The following is a 19,729-nucleotide window of genomic DNA, read 5'->3' on the forward strand; positions in this document are numbered from 1 at the left end:
TCCGGTCGTTTCTTTAAAAGCGACATTGACACGGAAGGCGGTGACGGAGAAGGACATTTGACGACGGCGAAATGTCAAATTTGCGACGTCCAAAGGTCGCACACACTATAATCTGGTTAACAGGCGATCAAAAAAGACGCAGCCTCAAGACCTGCCTGCATGTCGCATGCAGGCCATGAGTATTGCGCATCATTGGCGCTTGAGGTCGTTGTCGGTGGATGGCCAACCGATATCCTTGCGGATTTCTGGTGGCAGGCCCTCAAGGACCTGTTCATTTTGACGGCGGCGCCATGCGTCCCGCAGGTTTGAAACGGTGCTCAGGGCAAGCCCGAAGTATGTCGCAAACGACGACTGCGATGTTCGTGGCTGTACGCTCTCACGATAGGTCATGATGCTCATCGATTTTCTCCTTGGGGCTCTCGTTCGAGCACTGGACGCCGATTCAAAGTGAACTGCGGTCAGTCATCAAAAAAGAGAATTAAAATGATCCATCCCATCAAGATTAGTTTTGTTTTGAGATGGCGTGTCGTGTTTCCAAGGGTGCGACCTGTTTGACTTTCAATCAAACGAAATGATATGGTGCTTAGGTTCAATTTAATTGATGGTGATGACGATGACCGTTCCGTTTCGACCGCCTCTTCCATTGCTCGATATCGACATCCTCAGAACCTTTGTTGCCATTGCCGAGACGGGCAACTTTTCGACTGCCGCAGAAGCGGTTCTGCGAACACCGTCGGCCGTGTCCATGCAGATCAAGAAGCTCGAAGAACAGTTGAAGACGACGCTGTTCCTGCGGGACGCGCGATCGGTGTCGTTGACGCAGAATGGCGAAATGCTTCTGTCCTATGCGCGCCGGATGCTCGCTCTATCGAACGAGGCGGTCTCGCGGTTCGTCATGCCCGATCTCGCGGGCGTCGTGAGGCTGGGCGCTCCCGATGATATCGCCGAGCGGTTACTTCCAAAGCTCCTGAAGGATTTCGGAGAGAGCTTTCCGGGGATCATGGTCGATGTCACCGTCGACCAGAGCCTGCAGTTACGCCGGCGGATGGATGAGCAGCGGCTGGATCTCACCCTGATCAACTGTGCGACAAGGCCGTTCCCGACCACCGGTGAAGTGATCCATTCCGAACGGCTCGTCTGGGCCGGTGCTAAATGCGGCAATGCCTACTTGCGTGATCCGCTACCGATCTCCGTCTGGGAGGATGGGTGCGTGTGGCGGCAGGATGCGATCTCTCAGCTCGATCGCCACAAGCGCTCCTATCGTATCGCCTATGCGAGCTCTCATACGATGGCGCAGCGCGCAGCAGTCGTGTCCGACCTTGCGATCGCACCATTCCCGCTTTCCTATGTCACGAGCGACATGCAGGTTCTGGGCGCCAAGGAAGGGCTGCCAGAACTCATCAGCTTCGACATTCGGCTCCTAACCGCGCCCCATCTCTCGGCCCCGGCCAAGGCTGTCGCGGAAAGCATGAGGGAAGCGTTCGGCGCGCTGGCAACGGCGGCCTGAACTCGGGCATTTCCGTGAGCATCACCAGATCTTCTTGGTGATGCCGTGATAAAGCCACGTCCAGATCGGCGGCGGAAAGCGCAGGGCTGATGGCCCGGATGGTTCATACGGCTTCAGATTGCCCGTGATCGCATCCTGGATTGCTTTGATTGCGATATCCGTCGCGGATGCCGTCATCAGGAGCGGATAGGTTGCCATCGTGTCGGAACGGGCCGGAGATATCCGTTTCTCGTAAAGCGTTCCGCCGGTATCGACCCCGTTGTCAACGAGATGGACGGTTGCCCCGAAATTCTGCGCATCGCCTTCCACGAGAGCCCAGTACCCGCCCATCTGGCCACGATACATCGGGTTGATGCCGGCGTGGAAGTTGATCACGGGGCAGGGGATCGCGGCAAGCGTTCGGGATGACAGGATACGGCAGGATATCGTGAAGACCACTGCCGGTCGGATTGCACTTACCGCAGCGTGACACGAAGCGTCATTCAGGGACGATACGGATGTCACAGGCACTGCCGGGTTGGGATCCGCTATCAACCCGTGCTCGTGAATGATCTCTTCAGACCGTCTCGCTGCTATACCTTTGCCAAGCCGCGACGCAATCATCGTGGCGAGCTGACCAAGCGCATGCATCCATCCAAACCGCTTCGCGCGCCGCTTCAGAAGCACCGATTTCGGTTCCGCTTCCTCCTGCATAACGTGGAGATCAGAAAACTCCCGATGGATGGCATTGATCATCACCTGCGGGTTTATGCCGCCAGCAGTCATGATCAAAACCCGAGAAGATGAATGTTCCGTCATGGGCCTGCCCCGTAATTGACCGCGTAGCGTGCGCGCTCATAGTAACGGAAAGATTGGCAAATTCACACCGACCTCTCGGTTCGCGCGCTGCGACAACCGATTTGTCCTGTATCATTGTGCTGGAACCGGCGGTGAAGTCATCGGGCGCGATCGGGCTGTTGCCAAAAAGCATCACAGCGGTCGCTAAGAGACACATCACATTTGATCACGTGAACTTTTTCCGAGCTGGAACGTTCCTGTGCCGGAAATTGATTTTCCGAACGATTTGATCTTCATCCAGGGAGTTTTCTAACATGACGGCAAAGACAGTCACGGTTATCGCCGCACTTTTCGTAACGGCAGCTTCGCTCAGCTCGTGTGGCAACACGATCCGCGGCGTAGGCCAGGACACGGCGAACACCGTGAACGCCACCCAGGACGCCGGCCACCGCGTTGGCAAGGCTGCACAGTAATTAGTTACTCCCCAGCTCCGCTGTCGGCCATCACGTGCCGGCGGCGAGGCTGCTGAGGTGCCCCGCAGCGAGGGGCAGGGCGGTCTTGGCTTACAAGCTAACGCCAGTTTCGATGCGCTTTGCTCGACTTGATCAGACTCGAGCCTTCGGATAGGCGCGCTCGAAGCCGCCTGACTGATCAAGACCCTTCTTGAACGCCTGATAAGCCGGGTGCTGGCTGGATTTCGCCGCTTCCGCAATGCGGATCTGAAGCCGCGCCGGCGCTGCATTGCCGAGCCATCCACCAGATTTTTCCAGTTTCAAAGAGTTGAGAAACCGTCCTTCACTCGCCTGATCCAGGTAGAGATGCAGACCAGACAGGAGAAGGTCATCGCTCGACGAGCTCTCCATCAACAGAACAAGCCAAGACTGCTGTTCGGCCGACAGGTTCTCGAAACTCTCGGCAACGGTCTCACGGCTGCCAATTGGCGAAATGTTGCTCACGTCTTCATCCTTTACCGTGATCGTTTCACGCCAGATCCGCGCCTCCATACCGTAGCGAGCGCCGTCCTGACCTTTGTCGATCTTATCGCCCAACATGTCGACCTTGTCGATAAGGACGTCGGCATATGGCGGGTTGGCGTCAGAACGGTCCGACGCCGAGCCCTGTCATTCCGCAGCGATCCGTGCCTCCTCGGATGATGCAGGGCTTACCATTGCAGAAATGATGGTGTGCAGGTCGAGCGTCCCGACAGGCGCTCCAGTCGGATCTGTAACCGTTGCCCGTGTCAGGCTCGCCTCGCAGATCGCTCTCGCAGCGCTTTCGATCGTCGTGTTGCCCGCAAGCCTGATGCCGTCAGTCAGACCGTCGAACGGTTTCATCACGGTTTTTGCCTGCAACACACGCCCTCGGTTCACCTCCTTGACGAAGGCGGTGATGTAGTCATCAGCCGGTGACAGGACGATATCTTGGCCGGTTCCCTGCTGCACTACCTCACCATCGCGCAGAATGGCGATCTTGTCGCCCAGCCTCAGGGCCTCGTCGAGATCATGGGTGATGAATACGACGGTCTTCTTGAGCTCCGCCTGGAGATCGAGAAGCACGGTCTGCATGTCGACGCGGATCAGCGGATCGAGCGCGGAATAGGCCTCGTCCATCAAAAGGATGTCGGCATCGTTGGTCAGCGCCCGTGCGAGGCCGACGCGTTGCTGCATGCCGCCGGAAAGCTGGTTCGGGTAGTGGTTCTCGAAGCCGGAGAGGCCGACCCGCTCGATCCAGTACTGACCTTTCTTGAAGCTTTCCGCGCGAGGCACGCCCTGGATATCCAGTCCATAGACCGTGTTCTCGATCACGGTCCGATGCGGCAGAAGCGCGAATTTCTGAAACACCATCGCCGTCTTGTGCCGACGGAATTCCCGAAGATCGTTTTCGCTCATCGTGCACACGTCGACGCCGTCATAGACGACTTCGCCGTAGGTCGGGTCGATCAGCCGGTTGATATGGCGGATCAGGGTCGATTTGCCGGAACCAGACAGACCCATGACGACCGTGATGCCGCCCGCCGGCATGGATATGTTGATGTCTTTGAGGCCGAGCACATGACCGTGGTTCTTGTTGAGCTCGGTCTTCGTCATGCCCGCCTTGATGGCGTCGATATACTGGCGACCGTTCGCGCCGAAGATTTTGTAGAGACCTTTGATCTCGATGCCGTGACTAGCCATGGACCACCTCCGAATGTTTTTGCAGGCGCTTGCCGAATGCCTGGCTTGTTCGGTCGAAAATGATGGCGATCGCAACAAGCGCGAAACCGTTCATGATGCCGAACGTAAAGAACTGGTTGTTGATCGCCTGCAGCGTGTTGCGGCCAAGCCCGCCGACGCCGACCATGGATGCGACCACGACCATCGCCAGCGACATCATGATCGTCTGGTTGATCCCGGCCATGATTGTCGGCAGGGCCAGCGGCATCTGCACGTTCTTCAGCTTCTGGCTTGGCGACGAACCGAATGCATCCGCGGCTTCGAGCACTTCCTTGTCGACAAGCCGGATGCCGAGATTGGTCAGGCGGATCATTGGCGGGACCGCATAGATGACCACCGCAATCAGTCCCGGAACTTTGCCTATACCGAAAATCATCACCACGGGAATGAGGTAGACGAAGCTCGGCAGGGTCTGCATCACGTCGAGAACCGGATTGACGCTTGCCTGCGCCCGGTCGGACCGCGCCATCAGGATGCCGATAGGGATGCCGACGATGATGGAGATGAGAGTTGCGACCGTGGTGATCGCGAGCGTGATCATCGCATCGTTCCAAAGGCCGATAAAGCCGATGAACGACATTCCGAGCGCGGTACCGATGGTGATGCGGATGCTGCGGCTGCCGAGATAGACGATGGTGAGGATGACGGCGAGAACGATGATCCACGGCGAATTGGTGAACAGCCTTTCCAGGAAGTTCAGGAACCATTGCAGGGGCTGGACGATCGTATCGATAAAGCCGGTATATTCGCGAACAAGGCTCTTGAACCCCTCATCGATGACCTTGCGCGCTTCACGGATGGAAGCGTCGCTGATCGCCGGAAAGCTACACAGAGCGTTCGGCAGAAAGTTGCAGGTTGCCATGATGTTCCCCTTTATAGGTTGGATTTTTGGCGTAACCCGGCATGGCTGCCCGAGCGCCTTCCTGACCAAATCAGCCTCATGCACGTCTGCAATGGATAAGGCGTTGGGTTCGCGCGACCGTCAGCGGTGGACGGCTTGTCGCGACTTCTTACGCGCCTTGAGCGGGAAGCCGCAGATCGGCTTCCCTCATTGGCGAGGCTAGGCTCAGAGAGCGGCCTTTATCTTTTCAGCGACGTCGGCACTGACCCACTTGCTCCAGATTTCCGGGCTGGTTGTAAGGAAGTGCTTGGCTGCGTCTTCATTGGTGCCCTGGTTGTCGGTCTGCCAGGCGAGAACGCTGTTGATCGTGGCGTTGCCCCATTTGCGGGCTTTGATGTAATCCATCGCGACGCCGGCCTTGTCGGCGAACTTCTTCGTTACGACCGTGAAGGCTTCCGAACTCGGATAGGAGTTGACCTTGGGGTTCGGGCAATCCGGAACCGCCGTGCAGGCATCCCAGTTGGCCTTGTCATGCGGCGTATCGAAGGACAGCTTCACCATCTCGTACTTGCCGAGAATCGCGGTCGGAGCCCAGTAATAGCCGAGCCAGCCGGTTTTCTTCTCGAATGCGCCGGCAATCGAGCCGTCGAGCCCGGCAGCAGAGCCGGTATCGACCAGTTCAAAGCCTTTTTCGCTTGCGCCGAGAGCCTTGTAGAGGTTGGCGGTCGATGTCTGGCAGTTCCAGCCGGACGGGCAGTTGGTGACCGCGCCCTTGGATTTGTCTTCCGGTGCCGGGAAGAGTTCGGGATGAGCAAGCGCCTGCTGCACGGTCTTGATATCCGGGTGCGCGTCCGCAAGGAATTTGGGGATCCACCATCCTTCAACAGCGCCGTCTGCAAGGATTTCCGCTGCAATGACGAGCCGTCCTTCCTTGACCGCTGCGTCGAGCGGGGTGCGCACCGCGTTGACCCAGAATTCGGGTGCCAGATCAGGCTGACCTTTTTCATTCATCGATGTAAAGGTCGGCATCGTGTCGCCGGTCACCATTTCCACCGAGCAGCCATACCCGTTTTCGAGAATGATCTTGTCGATATGAGCGGCAACCCCTGCGGACGCCCAGTTCATCTCTGCGATGGATACCGAACCGCAGTCGGCATGGGCAGTGCCGGCATAAGCGTAAAGACCGGCGGCGAAGGCTGCGGAAGTGAGGAGTTTCTTCATGTGTAAGACCTCCCAGTCTTATTCGTGACAGTGTTCAACTCTGGAGGCGCCGATAGCCGGCACCCGATGACTGCGGCTTTGTGCGATCAACCGGTAGATGTGATTGCACCGGCCAGCTGGCCTCATGCGTCTTTTATACGCCAGCGAATGATGTCACAGGCGTTGCGCAATAATGTGTCAGCAGTATCAGCCTACGTTTTCCGAAGCAGAAATCAACTGTCCGCGAGTAACCGCACAATAACGGGCATATCACCAAGCCCTTGTAAGATATCGTGTTCGCGTCTTTTGTGACGACAAAAGCGCCATCGCCGGCAATAACTAAGCAAACTCTGCAACCAGCAGCAGCCCGTTCATGCAGTCGGCACTTTGTCACGTCCGATATTTGACGTTTAGTGGCTGATTAGCGCCCTCGCTGTCGCAAAGAAAAATTCACGCAGTGTGGGGAAAAATTTGAAACTGCAGGCATTGGTAACGCGCTAATAACCATACGGTAAGAATGTACGCGTAGATGTTGCCGCCATGGTCGTCCTCGAACGACTTGGCGCCGGATCAGGTAGTGCATACCGGCCGCCATAACCATTTTGCAGTGACGCAAGCGATCTCGAAATGAAAGATCGCGCTATGGTTGCGTTCATATCGACTTTTGGGTTCTCATTTCACATCAGCCAGCGCTGAACGTACGGATGAAACCGAGCAGCGAAAAGCGCGTGTCGAGTTCCATGGCGCGGGTCTGACGGTCACGACGCGGAAGGCTCGAATTCCAGGCAATCTGAACGCTGTCATTGTTCTTGAAGATGTAAAGCATCGGTGTTTCCTCAGAGGCTTCGTAGACCGAAGCCATGTCGTTTTCATGTGCGCTCAGATACGCTGCAAACCAGCGCGTTTCAACGCAACAAGTCGGCAGCGCATGTCGCAAACAGAATGCCCATTGAGAAAGTTGTGAGATCGCGCCCCGAAATGTCTAACCCGCTTGGGATTGACGGGCGACCTTCAACGAGTCAACATGGCGCTGCAATGCAAATCCAGAGCAAACACCAGCAGGGCCGGACGCCTTCCTCATCTACGAATCGTCCGGTCCCTTTCTCTGCGATCGGCCTTCTGCCATGACCCGCTCCGGGCGCGTCGTCCTTGTCCTTGGCGGCGCCAGATCCGGCAAGTCATCCTTCGCTGAAAAACTTAGCGGCGAAACCGGTCTCAACAGGCACTATGTTGCCACAGGCCGCGCCTTTGACGCCGAGATGGAAGAACGCATTCTGCGCCATCAAGCCGACCGTGGCACGGGCTGGATCACCCACGAAACACCGTTGAACCTCGCAGCCAACCTTCGCAGCATAGACTCTGATGATGTCGTCATCCTCGTCGACTGCCTCACGCTGTGGGTGACGAACCTGATGATGGCGGAGGCAGACATTGCCTTAGCCTCTGAAGGACTTCTGTCTTATCTGAGGGATACTGCTTCGACCGTCATCCTCGTGTCGAATGAAGTCGGTCTCGGTATCGTGCCGGACAATCGCATGGCGCGAGACTTCCGCGATCATGCCGGCCGCCTGCATCAGGCAATCGCAGCCGTGGCAGACGATGTATTTCTCGTGGCCGCCGGCTTACCGCTGAAGATGAAGGGGTGACGGGCTATACTGGTTTCGGTCGGGAGATAATCTAGAACCCCAGCCAGATACGAACCGGATGAGCCGGATTGGCGATCAGTTTGGTCGCAAGCGCAATGCATGAGATCACCAGCAGCGGCTTGATGATCTTCGCACCGTTCCGCATCGCCAGTCGCGACCCAATCTGCGCACCGATGAATTGGCCAACGCCCATCATCAGGCCGATCTTCCAGAGCACCGATCCCGACGCTGCAAACACCAGAAACGACCCGAAGTTGGAGCCGAGATTGATGAGCTTCGTGTGGGCGGTCGCCTTGAGCAGTCCGAAGCCGGCGAGCAGAACGAAGCCCAGCATGTAGAATGATCCGGCGCCTGGCCCGAAGACGCCATCGTAGAGCCCGACGATCGGCACGGCGGTCAGCCCGAAAACGAACGGCGTCACCCGTCGGTGACTTTCCAGATCGCCGAGATTGGGTTTGATCGCAAAGAAGATTGCGATTGCCACGAGCAGAAAGGGGATCGCGGTCGTCAGGAATTCGGCTGGAACGATGGAGGCAAGCAGCGCACCGATGGCGCCGCCGTGCGCCGCCATGGCTGCCATCGGCAGCTGCTCTTTCAGCTTCACATGGCCCTTGCGCGCATAGGCGATTGTTGCCGATGCCGAGCCGAACTGGGATTGCAGCTTGTTCGTCGCGATCGATTCCAGCGGCGGAATGCCGGCAATGAGCAAGACGGGGATGGTGATCAGCCCGCCGCCACCCGCAATCGAATCAACGAACCCCGCGAAGATGGCTGCGAGGAAAAGAAGAAAAAGCAGCTGAAATGCAATGTCGCTCAAGGCTGGCGCTCTGCGTGAAGGAGAGGAGGGGAAATGGCGAAGGGATGCGCGCCGGCTTGTGGCACCGAATCGGTGATCCGGCAATAGGAGGGGCGCTGGCAGCGGTTGCAGATTGCGGCTGCATTGCAGTAAACCGTTGCGGCGCTATGTTGCGCGATGAACGGCCGCTGGCTGGCGGCGAGCATTTCAAGGTATTCGCATGCAAAAAGTCATATTCGATACTGACCCCGGCGTAGACGACGCCATGGCGCTGCTGTTTCTGCATCGCCATCCGGATATCGATCTTCTCGGCGTGACGACGGTGTTCGGAAATGCCTCGATCGAACTGACCACGCGCAATGCGCAGTTCCTGCACAAGGAGTGGGGCATCGACGCGCCCATCGCCAAAGGGGCGGGCAAGACGCTTGATCCGTCGCGGGTCGAGCAGCACTCGCCGACGATCGTGCACGGCGAGGATGGCCTCGGCAATATCGGCGTGCCCTTGGAAATCGATTGGCCGCTCGATCCGCGTGAGGCCTCGCAGTTCATCATCGATACGATCAGGGCCAATCCCGGCGAAATCACGATTGTCGCTGTCGGTCGCATGACCAATCTGGCTCTGGCTCTTCAGGCCGATCCTGAGATCGCAGGCCTCACCAAGCAGGTGGTGATCATGGGCGGCGCCTTTGACGTCAACGGCAACGTGACGCCGGCGGCCGAAGCAAATATCCACGGCGATCCAGATGCTGCCGATCTCGTCTTCACCGCACCCTGGAACGTCGTCGCCTTCGGCCTCGACGTCACCATGAAGACGATGATGTCGTCGGATGACATGGCCGAGATGGCCAAGGGTGGCGACAAGGCGCTGACGCTCCTGTCCGACCTTTCGCAGTTCTATATCGATTTCTACCGCCAGGGCGCGGGTCTCGATGGAATGGCAATCCACGACAGCTGTGCCTGCGTCTATCTGGTGGCGCCCGATCTGTTCAAGCTCCGCAGCGGCCCTGTCCGCGTGGTCTGCGGCGGCATTGCCGATGGCGAGACGATCCAGGCGCCTGACACAGGCCGACGGTTCGTCGATAGTCCTTGGGATGATCAGCCAAGCCAGAAGGTCGCGGTCGGTGTCCAACCCGAAAAGGTCCTGGACGTTATCCGTGTCGCGCTGACGGCAGGTCGGCCGGCCTAGCCCTCTTCAACTTTGAGGGCGGTTTGGCATTCTGACCGATCGGCAATCGATGTTTAGGCAACAATGTAGCGGCAAATTGGCGCCGTCTTGTTGGAACCCATTGGCATTTTCGATTGGTTTCCTTATGTGGAACACCGAATACAGACTTTTTAAAAGGACATGGGCGTGACTGCTACATTCGACAAAGTTGCCGACATCATCGCTGAAACCAGCGAGATCGACCGCGAGACGATCACGCCGGAGAGCCACACGATCGACGATCTTGGCATCGACAGCCTGGACTTCCTCGACATCGTTTTCGCGATCGACAAGGAATTCGGGATCAAGATCCCGCTCGAGCAGTGGACCCAGGAAGTGAACGAGGGCAAGGTCTCGACGGAGGAATACTTCGTTCTGAAGAACCTCTGCGCCAAGATCGACGAACTGAAGGCGGCAAAGGGCTAAAGCTCAAAGCCGACGCAAGTTCATGCTGCTTGAATATTTCCAGATGATTGATCGGGTGGAAACGCTTGATCTCGCGGGAAAGACGCTGACTGCACGGTCGGTCGTTCCTGAAAAGAGCCCTGTTTTCGAAGGGCACTTTCCGGGAATGCCGCTCGTGCCGGGCGTGCTTTTGATCGAAACCATGGCGCAGGCATCCGGAATGCTGGTACTTGCGGCGACCGATTTCGCCGCGATGCCATTTCTGATGTCGGTGGACAGTGCAAAGATGCGTGCGTTTGTCGAGCCGAACGCCGTGCTCGACATCGAGGCGTTTCTGGAGCATGAGGGTTCCGGCTACATGGTGACAAAGGCAAAGATTACGTCGGGCGGCAAGAAGGTGTGCGATGCGCAGCTCAAGCTGCGGACCATGCCTTTCAGCGAAGTTCCGCTGGCGCCGATCGTGCGCAAGCGCGCTGAAGAGATCGGCCTCATTGCGGCGATGCAAGCCGGCACCTGACGCAAAGCCTTCGGGAATAATGCGGCCCGGACGGACCGGTTCTAAAGTGTCCCGTCGTGCCTGATGTCGTCGCTGGTCAATGGCCGCGCAAAGAGGACAGTTATGAAGTCTGACAATGATGTGGTGATTACCGGGGTCGGCATCGTGACCTCGCTCGGCGTCGGCATCGAGCCGCATGTCGCGTTTCTGACGGGATCGTCCATTGACGAGCCCAAGGTCGAAACGGAGCGTTTCAAACCCTATCCTGTCCATCCCATGCCTGAGATCGACTGGTCCGCACAGATCGCCAAGCGCGGCGATCAGCGCCAGATGGAGAACTGGCAGCGCCTCGGCGTTTTCGCCGCAGGCCTCGCTCTCGACGACGCAGGTTTGAAGACGGATGCGGATGCCTGCGCCTCGATGGACATGATCGTTGCAGCCGGCGGCGGTGAGCGCGACATCAAGGTCGACTCGCTGATTGTCGACGAAGCCCTGAAGCGCAACGACCGCGACATGGTGCTCAATGAGAAGCTGACGACAGAGCTGCGTCCCACCCTGTTTCTCGCCCAGCTTTCGAACCTGATGGCCGGCAATATCTCGATCGTCCACAAGGTCACCGGCTCGTCCCGCACCTTCATGGGCGAAGAATCGGCCGGTATCTCGGCCATCGAAACCGCCTTCCACCGCCTCAAGGCGGGCCAGTCGAGCCACAGTCTCGTCGGTGGCGCCTTCGTGGCGGAACGGGCTGATATTCTTCTGCTGGTCGAGGGCATCCGTGCTCACGCGACAGGCGGCTGGCAGCCGCTGTGGTCTCGCTCGCCGGACAATGGCGGCGGAATGATCACCGGTTCGGTCGGCGCCTTTCTCGTTCTCGAATCCCGCGGCTACGCGCAGGCGCGTGGTGCACGGATCTATGCAACGATCGATGCCGTCGAAGGCGATCGCGGCAACCGCGACGATGGCGGGCTCGAGAAGCGCATGTCGCGGCTCACCGCCCACGGCACGCCAGGGGCGGAAACTGTCGTGTTCTCCGGCGCGAGCGGCATGGTCGATCTCGCGAAGCGCGAAAAGACAGCGCTCGAGCAGGCTTTCCCGGGTTCCGCGATCCGCGGCTTTGGCGGCGTTACGGGCCACGCGATGGAAGCGCAGTTCCCGCTCGGCATCGCCCTTGCAGCGCTGACGCTCGAATCGACTGCCAAGGTCCCGGCCTTCGACGCCGCAAACGAGACGCCGATGGCGTCCCCGGCAAAGCAGGCGATTGTCACTACAGTTGGATATACGCGCGGCGAGGGGATTGCTGTCCTCTCTGCTGAAGCGTGAAGGAGACAGTCATGAGTGACAACCGCTTCACGGATCATCTCGGCCGGCCCATCGTCGCGGTCACCGGCATGGGCGTCATCACCTCGCTCGGACAGGGTCTTGATGACAACTGGTCAGCGCTGACCTCTGGCACGTCGGGCATCCACAAGATCACCCGTTTTCCGACCGAAGGCCTTTCGACCCGCATCAGCGGCACGGTGGACTTCATCAAGGTTCCAGCCGAAAACTCGGTCGAGCGCTCGTTTGCCTTCGCCCGCGAGACAACGGCGGAAGCGTTGGCCCAAGCCGGCTTGTCCGGTGATTTCGACGGACCGCTGTTTCTGGCCGCTCCGCCAGTCGAGCCGGAATGGTCCGACCGTTTCGCGCTTGCAGACCGTGCACCGCCATCGACGCAGCAGGGCGATGCCTACGATCGCTTTCTGACGGCCATGCGCGAGCGTCCTGATCCTGTCTTTCTCGAAGCCGTCCAGTTCGGTTCGATTTCGGAGCGCCTGGCCGACAAGTTTGGTACCCGTGGCCTGCCCGTAACGCTTTCCACCGCCTGCGCCTCTGGTGCAACCGCGATCCAGCTCGGCGTCGAAGCGATCCGTCAGGGTCGTACCGACAAGGCTCTGGTCGCTGCGACCGACGGTTCTGTCAGCGTCGAGGCACTCGTGCGCTTCTCGCTTCTGTCTGCGCTTTCGACGCAAAATGATCCGCCGGAAAAGGCGTCCAAGCCGTTCAGCAAGGATCGTGACGGCTTTGTCATCGCGGAAGGTGCGGCAACGCTGGTGCTGGAATCGCTGCAGTCGGCCATTGCCCGCGGCGCCAAGGTGCTCGGCATCGTCAAGGGTCTCGGCGAAAAGGCCGATCACTTCCACCGCACCCGCTCGTCCCCGGACGGCGGCCCGGCGATCGCCACGATCCGGGCGGCGCTTGAAGATGCGGGCATGGACGAAAGCGGCATCGGCTATATCAACGCCCATGGCACATCGACCCCGGAAAACGACAAGATGGAATATAGCTCCATGCTGGCCGTATTTGGCGAAGGTTTGAAGGGTATTCCGGTGTCGTCGAACAAGTCGATGATCGGTCACACGCTGACGGCAGCCGGCGCTGTCGAAGCCGTATTCTCGATCCAGACGATGCTGACCGGCACTCTGCCGCCGACCATCAACTACACCAATCCCGATCCGACGATCGAGCTGGATGTGGTGCCGAATGTGAAGCGGGACGGTGCGCCGAGGGCGGTTCTGTCCAATTCCTTCGGCTTCGGCGGCCAGAACGCCAGCCTTGTCATGACGCTTGAACCGGCGTAAGGCGAGCCCCCAAGAGATTTTATAGACTTTTGAACGCCCAAACGGGCGGAGGATGACCTGTTATGCGCGCGCTGCAACTGATTGATGACCGCAAGCTCGAAGCCGTCGACATTCCCGAGCCGGAGGCGCCGGGTCCTGGCGAAGTCACGTTGCGTGTCAAGGCCGTAGCACTCAATCACATCGACGTCTGGGGCTGGCGCGGTATGGCATTCGCCAAGCGCAAGATGCCGCTGACGATCGGCGCCGAGGCCTCCGGCGTCGTGGAAGCCATCGGTCCCGGTGTTTCGAATGTTCTGCCCGGCCAGCTTGTGTCGATTTACGGCGCCCGTACCTGTGGTCTCTGCAAGGCGTGCCGCGAAAAGCGCGACAACCTTTGCGAAAATGTCTCGGGTGTTCATGGCTTCCATCTCGATGGCTTCGCGCAGGAAAAGGCCAATCTTCCGGCCCGTCTTCTCGTTCCGGCACCTCCGGGCGTCGATGCCGTTGCAGCAGCACTCGCGCCTGTCACATTCGGCACGGTCGAGCATATGCTGTTCGACAACGCCAAGCTCCAGCCCGGCGAGACGATCCTCATTCATGCCGGTGGCTCGGGCATCGGATCTGCCGCCATCCAGCTGGCAAAGAAAATGGGCTGCACGGTTATTACCACTGTGGGTTCGGACGACAAGATCGAGAAGGCCAAGGCCCTCGGCGCCGATCATGTCATCAACTACCGCGTCGATCGGTTTGAAGGCGTCGTGCGCAAGCTGACCAAGAAGAAGGGCGTTGATGTCGTCTTCGAACATGTCGGCAAGGATACCTGGGCGGGTTCCATGCTGTGCATGAAGCGCGGCGGACGCCTCGTCACTTGCGGCTCCACCTCGGGTGTTTCCACCGACCTCAATCTGATGATGCTGTTCCAGCAGCAGTTGAAGCTCATCGGCTCGTTTGGCTGCCGCATGGAGAACATGGCCGATGCCATGCAGAAGATGGCCCAGGGCATTGTTCATCCGGTGATCGACACAGAAGTCACGTTCGATGAAATCCACAAGGCACTTGCCCGCATGGAAAGCCGCCAGATCTTCGGCAAGATCGTCCTGAGGATGGACTGACCACGGATGAAGATGGTCATTACCCGGATTGTTCTGAAGCTTATCCACTTCCGCCAATGGCTGGTGGCGCAGCTCACGTTCGGGCTGCTGAATTTCCTGAAGATCTTTCCGGCGGATCCGGCGATCCGTTTTGCCGATCGCTTCGCACGCTACATCGGGCCGAAATTCTGGCGTCATAAACTGATGATGACCAATCTGCGCAACGCCTTTCCGGAAAAGGGTGAGGCGGAGCTGCAGGAGATCGCTGTCGCGAGTTGGGGACACATGGGCAGGCTCGCCGCCGAATATGTCTTCCTCGACCGGCTGTTCGATTTCGACCCCGAACAGGCAGAGCCGGGCAGGGTGGAAGTCTCGGGCACCCCGATCTTCCTGGACCTGCGCGACAACCCACGTCCGTTTATCGTCTTTACCGCCCACACCGGCAATTTCGAGCTCCTGCCTGTCGCCGGCAAGGCCTTTGGTCTCGAGGTCATGGTGTTGTTCCGTCCGCCGAACAACCCTTACATCGCCGATAAGGTCTTCTCGTTCCGCAGTGCCCGCATGGGGCAGCTCGTGCCGTCGCATGCGGGGTCATCGTTCTCGCTGGCAAGGCGCCTGGACGCGGGCGGGGGGGTGGGTGTCCTCGTCGACCAGAAGTTCAGAAAAGGCTTGTCGACCAATTTCTTCGGACGCCCTGTTAAGACGAACCCGCTTCTTGCCAAGCTCGTGCGTCAGTTTGATGCGGATGTCTATCCGGCCCGCTGCATCCGTCTCCCGAACAACCGTTTTCGCCTTGAGATAGAGCCTCGCATCGAACTTCCGCGCGACGAACGCGGCAATCTCGACATTCAGGGCACGTCTCAGGTCCTGAACGACAAGGTCGAATCCTGGGTGCGGGAATACCCTGAACAGTGGCTGTGGTATCACGACCGCTGGCACATCAAGAAAACGGTCACAGATTGATTTCCTGAGGCCACAATTCTCGTGGGTTGCAAGCGTCTACGGGTATTTACCGGCCATTTTTAGGGGCCGTTTTTGAGACTACATTTAATGTGTGATGTATTATACGAGATTGGACGCAGTCGTCTCAGAGGGCCACGGCTGACGTGAGGCTCGTGTGGAGAGGGCATTGTCTTGCAAGCATTGATCGATCTTTTCTGGTCGAAATATGGAGAGCTACAGCAGGCGATCGACCGCGAAGACGAGGCTTTGACAGCCAGTCTCGACCGCGAACTTGATCCTTTGCTCCTGGCGATCTTTGGCAGCGCCGAATCCGATGCCGGCAGCATTCAAGCCCAGTTTCGTTTTGCGCTCGACCTCCTGAACGAGGAAGCGGACGATCGCAGCTGCGTTCGGCGCAACGCTCACCTCCTGCAGACCCTGGTCGAGCGGTATCTTGCACCGCAGACCACCTGTGCGGAAGCGCCGGGAGCTCCCGGTGAGGGGCAGGACCAATCGTCGCCGATTGACCAAGCCGTCTCCAGCGGCATTCTCGACGATTCCCTCCTGAACCAGCTTTCGGACCGCATTCTTGTCGTCGCTCCCGGTTACCGCATTCTCTATTCCAACGAGACGAACGCGCAGCGGCTGAACATTCCGCGTGAGGAACTCGTCGGCCGGCACATCGGGGAATTTGTCGGTCTCCATCGATTTCGAAACGAGTTCAAGCCGAACCTGGACCGCTGCTTCGAAGGCGAAAGCACGTCGGTCACCTATGCAGATCAAGTCGGAGGCGAGACGCTTGTGCTTCGCTGCCGCATGTCGCCGTTCCAGCGGTCTTCAACGATGATCGGTGTTCTCCTGGTCATTCAAGAGACCGCCGATCGGCGGAAGAGGCCTGCGGCCTGACGCTCAGCGTTCCATGATTGCCCTCAACGACTGCAGATCCTTGAGGACATGCGCGGCATCCGCTTCGTGCGCCGCATCGTCGGTACCGGGTTGGCGCAAAAGAGTGAACAGAACTTCAGCTCCATCACCGTTCGGTATGATACGCAGCGCGTTGTCCATCGACATCCCGTTTTCCAACGTGACCCTGTGATCGATCACGCCGAAGTCGTTGTCGGGAGCGAAGCGAACACGGATTGTTCCAACCGGACCGCCATCGCCGATCCAGTCTTCACCTTCGGCGCGCAGGTCTGCGGCAAGGCCGGAAGCCCAGCTTGCCATGTTTTCCGGACGCCTTGCAAATGCGTAGACATCCCTCCAGTTCCGCTCGATCGAGAGGTGGATTACGCGTGCGGGCATGACCGTCATGAAGGCCTCCTTGGGTTCTACGCCGAGTGGCATGCCACTCGGAAATTCTCTTGGTCGCACGAGCCGGCGCATCCGCGAATAAACGGGCTCGCTTTCGTCTTAGCCTTGCCGTTTGGAAACGAGGATGCCAAAACAGCGTCAAATTAAAACTGGAGGCATATCCGTGGAACAGGCAGAAATCGGTCTTATCGGTCTTGGCGTTATGGGTGCAAACCTCGCGCTCAACATCGCGGAAAAAGGCAACAAGATCGCCGTCTTCAACCGGACAGCGGAGGTTACCAAGAAATTCTACGCCGAGGCGGGCGCGTTGCAAGGCCAGATCGTTCCTTGCGAGACCTTGGAAGAATTCATCGCTGCAATCCGGCCCCCACGCCCGATCATCATCATGATCAAGGCCGGCGATCCGGTCGATCAGCAGATGGAGCTCCTGAAGCCCTATCTTTCGCAGGGCGACATCATGATCGATGCCGGCAACGCCAACTTCCGCGATACGATGCGCCGTTTCGAAAACCTCGAAGGTTCCGGCCTGACCTTTATCGGCATGGGCGTATCCGGTGGGGAAGAAGGCGCACGCCATGGACCGTCGATCATGGTCGGCGGTGCTGAGGAAAGCTGGAAGCGCGTCGAGAAGGTGCTGACCTCGATCTCCGCGAAATTCCACGATGAACCCTGCGTCGCCTGGCTCGGTGAAAACGGCGCCGGCCATTTCGTGAAAACGATCCATAACGGCATCGAATACGCTGACATGCAGATGATTGCCGAAATCTACGGCATCCTGCGCGATGGTCTCGGCATGGGCGCCACCGAAATCGGCGACGTCTTCGGCAAGTGGAATACCGGCCGCCTGAATTCGTACCTGATCGAGATTTCGGAAAAGGTCCTGAAGGCAAAGGACCCGATCTCCGGCAAGCCGATGGTCGACGTGATCGTTGATTCCGCCGGCCAGAAGGGCACCGGCAAGTGGTCGGTCATCGAAGCCCAGAACATGGGTGTCGCGGCAACCGCAATCGAGGCCGCCGTCGCCGGGCGTGTTCTGTCGTCTCAGCGCACCGAGCGCCTCGCCGCAGAAAAGCAGTTCGGATTGCCGAAAGCGATCGATTCGCCGGCAGACAGCGCGGCGTTCCTCGCCGATCTCGAAAACGCGCTGCTTGCGGCCAAGATCGGCGCCTATGCGCAGGGCTTTGCCGTCATGGCTGCCGCCTCCAAGGAGTATGGCTGGAACCTGCCGATGCCGACGATCGCCAAGATCTGGCGCGATGGCTGCATCATCCGTTCGGCCTTCCTCGATGAGATCACCTCGGCCTTCTCGAAGGACCCGGATGTTGCAAACCTGATCGTGACGCCGGCCTTCGCCCAGATGGTCGCAGACACCGACGGCGCACTTCGCCGCGTTGTCTCCTATGCCGTCATGTCCGGCCTGCCGGTTCCGGCACTCTCGTCCGCGCTGTCCTACTTCGATGCCTACCGCCGTGGTCGCGGGACAGCGAACCTCATCCAGGCGCAGCGCGACTTCTTTGGTGCCCACGGTTTCGATCGCCTCGACGGCGTCGACAAGCACCATGGCCCGTGGGGCAGCGGTCTAGCCGACTTCGCCTGAGACTTTCTTGCAAACACCGAAAGCCCGGCCAAGCGCCGGGCTTTTTGCATTCGATCAGTCCTGTGGTGACTTGATCGACCATTCCGGTTGGCTGACGCTTTGCAAAAGCTCTGGGGCCGCCCCATCGATCCGGGCCAGCAAGGCCTTTGCAAGTTCCCGTCCCGCCCAACGGATGTCCTCGTTTACGGCAAGGATTTCCGGCCTGATCCAGTTGAGAAATTCGGCCGACTGCTTTGACACGATATCGACATTGCGGCCGAGTTTTCGACCGGAAGCTTCAAGGCCTGAGGCGATCGCGATCGTTGCAGAGCCGCTCATCGAAATGATTCCATCAGGCGGTTGCGGAAGCCGCGACAGCTTCTCCGAATAGGCTCTGATATCCTCCAGCGACGTCTCCGTCGTGATCCGTCCCATCGGCACCTCGCTCAGGCCAAAGTCGGCTAGCGCCCGTTCGAAGCCGATGCGGCTATGGGTATAGTAGGCAAACCTGCTCTGTGGGGCGAGCAGACAGATATGCCGCCTGCCTCGCTTGGCGAGCCGCTCGACCGCCTGATAGGCAAACGCCGTGTTGTCGAAGTCGTGGTAGGGGTGCTCGATCCCCATACTGGTTCGGCCGTGGGTGACGAAAGGCAGGTTGCGCTCCGTCATCAGCCGCACACGCGGATCGTCCGGCTCGATCCTCGAGATGATCACGCCATCTGCCGATCCCGTATCGAGGATATAGCGCACCGGCACCATCGGGTCTTTCTCGAACGAGTGGGGCGTCAACACGAGGTGATATTGCGTGCCCCCGAGAACCTCGGAAATGCCCTGAACCATCTGGCTGGAAAAGCCCATCAGTTCCTGTTCGATGCTGAGCACGAGCGCGATCACATTGGTCTTGCCTGTGCGCAACCGGACGCCCGCCCGGTTCGGGTGATAGCCGAGCTGGCCGGCCACAAGTCGAACGCGTTCCTTCGTGTCGGCCCCGATGTCGGGTGCATCCTTGAGGGCCCGCGACACCGTCGTGATACCCAGCCCCGTCATGTAGGCAATTGTCTTAAGGGTCGGGCGTTGATTGCCGATCGTCCCGAAGGATCTACGTTTGTCTTCATCCATGGCTGCAG

Annotated in this window: 22 protein-coding genes; 12 read left to right on the plus strand and 10 right to left on the minus strand. The window is 58.9% G+C overall.

Annotated features, from left to right (window positions below; all coding sequences use genetic code 11):
- Positions 1–189 precede the first annotated feature (189 nt).
- The gene (locus ASF70_RS14300) at positions 190–399 is read right to left on the minus strand and encodes a hypothetical protein (RefSeq protein WP_062580603.1); all 210 of its coding nucleotides are present in this window, start codon (positions 397–399) and stop codon (positions 190–192) included.
- A 214-nt stretch (positions 400–613) separates the two neighbouring features.
- Here ASF70_RS14300 and ASF70_RS14305 point away from each other — a divergent pair, with 214 nt between their 5' ends.
- The gene (locus tag ASF70_RS14305) at positions 614–1,507 is read left to right on the plus strand and encodes a LysR family transcriptional regulator (protein ID WP_062458089.1); all 894 of its coding nucleotides are present in this window, start codon (positions 614–616) and stop codon (positions 1,505–1,507) included.
- A 21-nt stretch (positions 1,508–1,528) separates the two neighbouring features.
- On the opposite strand, the gene ASF70_RS14310 is transcribed toward ASF70_RS14305, so the two are convergent.
- A complete protein-coding gene (locus ASF70_RS14310) occupies positions 1,529–2,305 on the minus strand; it encodes a formyl transferase (protein ID WP_062580605.1) in 777 nt (258 codons plus the stop codon).
- A gap of 293 nt (positions 2,306–2,598) precedes the next feature.
- On the opposite strand from ASF70_RS14310, the gene ASF70_RS14315 reads away from it, so the two are divergent.
- Complete coding sequence (locus ASF70_RS14315; RefSeq protein WP_062457192.1) at positions 2,599–2,757, plus strand: entericidin; 159 nt, start codon at positions 2,599–2,601, stop codon at positions 2,755–2,757.
- A gap of 132 nt (positions 2,758–2,889) precedes the next feature.
- Here ASF70_RS14315 and ASF70_RS14320 read toward each other — a convergent pair whose 3' ends face one another.
- The 5 genes from ASF70_RS14320 to ASF70_RS14340 form a co-directional block, all read right to left on the minus strand.
- The gene (locus ASF70_RS14320; protein ID WP_062581401.1) at positions 2,890–3,240 is read right to left on the minus strand and encodes a hypothetical protein; all 351 of its coding nucleotides are present in this window, start codon (positions 3,238–3,240) and stop codon (positions 2,890–2,892) included.
- A 165-nt stretch (positions 3,241–3,405) separates the two neighbouring features.
- Positions 3,406–4,458 carry a glycine betaine/L-proline ABC transporter ATP-binding protein gene (locus tag ASF70_RS14325; RefSeq protein WP_062580606.1) on the minus strand — a complete coding sequence of 351 codons (1,053 nt, stop codon included), beginning with the start codon at positions 4,456–4,458 and terminating at the stop codon, positions 3,406–3,408.
- Positions 4,451–5,359, minus strand: a complete 909-nt coding sequence (locus ASF70_RS14330) for a proline/glycine betaine ABC transporter permease (RefSeq protein ID WP_062457186.1) — start codon at positions 5,357–5,359, stop codon at positions 4,451–4,453. The genes ASF70_RS14325 and ASF70_RS14330 overlap by 8 nt, the downstream gene beginning before the upstream one ends.
- A gap of 204 nt (positions 5,360–5,563) precedes the next feature.
- Positions 5,564–6,559 (minus strand): ABC transporter substrate-binding protein, encoded by a 996-nt coding sequence (locus tag ASF70_RS14335; protein WP_062580608.1) that lies wholly within the window; start codon positions 6,557–6,559, stop codon positions 5,564–5,566.
- Between the two features lie 661 nt (positions 6,560–7,220).
- Complete coding sequence (locus tag ASF70_RS14340) at positions 7,221–7,400, minus strand: hypothetical protein (protein WP_062580610.1); 180 nt, start codon at positions 7,398–7,400, stop codon at positions 7,221–7,223.
- A gap of 262 nt (positions 7,401–7,662) precedes the next feature.
- On the opposite strand from ASF70_RS14340, the gene cobU reads away from it, so the two are divergent.
- Positions 7,663–8,184 (plus strand): bifunctional adenosylcobinamide kinase/adenosylcobinamide-phosphate guanylyltransferase, encoded by a 522-nt coding sequence (gene cobU, locus ASF70_RS14345; protein ID WP_062580611.1) that lies wholly within the window; start codon positions 7,663–7,665, stop codon positions 8,182–8,184.
- Between the two features lie 31 nt (positions 8,185–8,215).
- Here cobU and ASF70_RS14350 read toward each other — a convergent pair whose 3' ends face one another.
- Positions 8,216–9,001: a TSUP family transporter gene (locus ASF70_RS14350; protein ID WP_062580613.1), complete on the minus strand. Its 786-nt coding sequence runs from the start codon at positions 8,999–9,001 to the stop codon at positions 8,216–8,218.
- Between the two features lie 199 nt (positions 9,002–9,200).
- Here ASF70_RS14350 and ASF70_RS14355 point away from each other — a divergent pair, with 199 nt between their 5' ends.
- From ASF70_RS14355 to ASF70_RS14390, 8 genes are all read left to right on the plus strand, one after another.
- Complete coding sequence (locus tag ASF70_RS14355) at positions 9,201–10,166, plus strand: nucleoside hydrolase (protein ID WP_062580614.1); 966 nt, start codon at positions 9,201–9,203, stop codon at positions 10,164–10,166.
- 159 nt (positions 10,167–10,325) lie between these two features.
- A complete protein-coding gene (locus ASF70_RS14360; protein ID WP_092662234.1) occupies positions 10,326–10,610 on the plus strand; it encodes an acyl carrier protein in 285 nt (94 codons plus the stop codon).
- A gap of 22 nt (positions 10,611–10,632) precedes the next feature.
- The gene (locus tag ASF70_RS14365; protein ID WP_062457169.1) at positions 10,633–11,106 is read left to right on the plus strand and encodes a 3-hydroxyacyl-ACP dehydratase FabZ family protein; all 474 of its coding nucleotides are present in this window, start codon (positions 10,633–10,635) and stop codon (positions 11,104–11,106) included.
- A gap of 102 nt (positions 11,107–11,208) precedes the next feature.
- Entirely contained in the window at positions 11,209–12,405 is a 1,197-nt protein-coding gene (locus tag ASF70_RS14370) for a beta-ketoacyl-ACP synthase (protein ID WP_062580616.1), read from the plus strand.
- Between the two features lie 11 nt (positions 12,406–12,416).
- Positions 12,417–13,703: a beta-ketoacyl-ACP synthase gene (locus ASF70_RS14375; RefSeq protein ID WP_062457163.1), complete on the plus strand. Its 1,287-nt coding sequence runs from the start codon at positions 12,417–12,419 to the stop codon at positions 13,701–13,703.
- A gap of 62 nt (positions 13,704–13,765) precedes the next feature.
- Entirely contained in the window at positions 13,766–14,794 is a 1,029-nt protein-coding gene (locus ASF70_RS14380) for a zinc-binding dehydrogenase (RefSeq protein WP_062457160.1), read from the plus strand.
- 6 nt (positions 14,795–14,800) lie between these two features.
- Positions 14,801–15,736 carry a lipid A biosynthesis lauroyl acyltransferase gene (locus ASF70_RS14385; protein ID WP_062457157.1) on the plus strand — a complete coding sequence of 312 codons (936 nt, stop codon included), beginning with the start codon at positions 14,801–14,803 and terminating at the stop codon, positions 15,734–15,736.
- Between the two features lie 171 nt (positions 15,737–15,907).
- Entirely contained in the window at positions 15,908–16,621 is a 714-nt protein-coding gene (locus ASF70_RS14390; protein WP_162237989.1) for a PAS domain-containing protein, read from the plus strand.
- 3 nt (positions 16,622–16,624) lie between these two features.
- On the opposite strand, the gene ASF70_RS14395 is transcribed toward ASF70_RS14390, so the two are convergent.
- The gene (locus ASF70_RS14395) at positions 16,625–17,026 is read right to left on the minus strand and encodes a hypothetical protein (protein WP_062580617.1); all 402 of its coding nucleotides are present in this window, start codon (positions 17,024–17,026) and stop codon (positions 16,625–16,627) included.
- 163 nt (positions 17,027–17,189) lie between these two features.
- On the opposite strand from ASF70_RS14395, the gene gndA reads away from it, so the two are divergent.
- Positions 17,190–18,623: an NADP-dependent phosphogluconate dehydrogenase gene (gndA, locus tag ASF70_RS14400; protein WP_062580619.1), complete on the plus strand. Its 1,434-nt coding sequence runs from the start codon at positions 17,190–17,192 to the stop codon at positions 18,621–18,623.
- A gap of 54 nt (positions 18,624–18,677) precedes the next feature.
- Here gndA and ASF70_RS14405 read toward each other — a convergent pair whose 3' ends face one another.
- Positions 18,678–19,721, minus strand: coding sequence for a LacI family transcriptional regulator (locus ASF70_RS14405; RefSeq protein ID WP_062581404.1), 1,044 nt, complete (start codon positions 19,719–19,721; stop codon positions 18,678–18,680).
- Positions 19,722–19,729: the final 8 nt, after the last annotated feature.

This window comes from Rhizobium sp. Leaf321 (assembly GCF_001423215.1).
Taxonomy (GTDB): domain Bacteria; phylum Pseudomonadota; class Alphaproteobacteria; order Rhizobiales; family Rhizobiaceae; genus Neorhizobium; species Neorhizobium soli.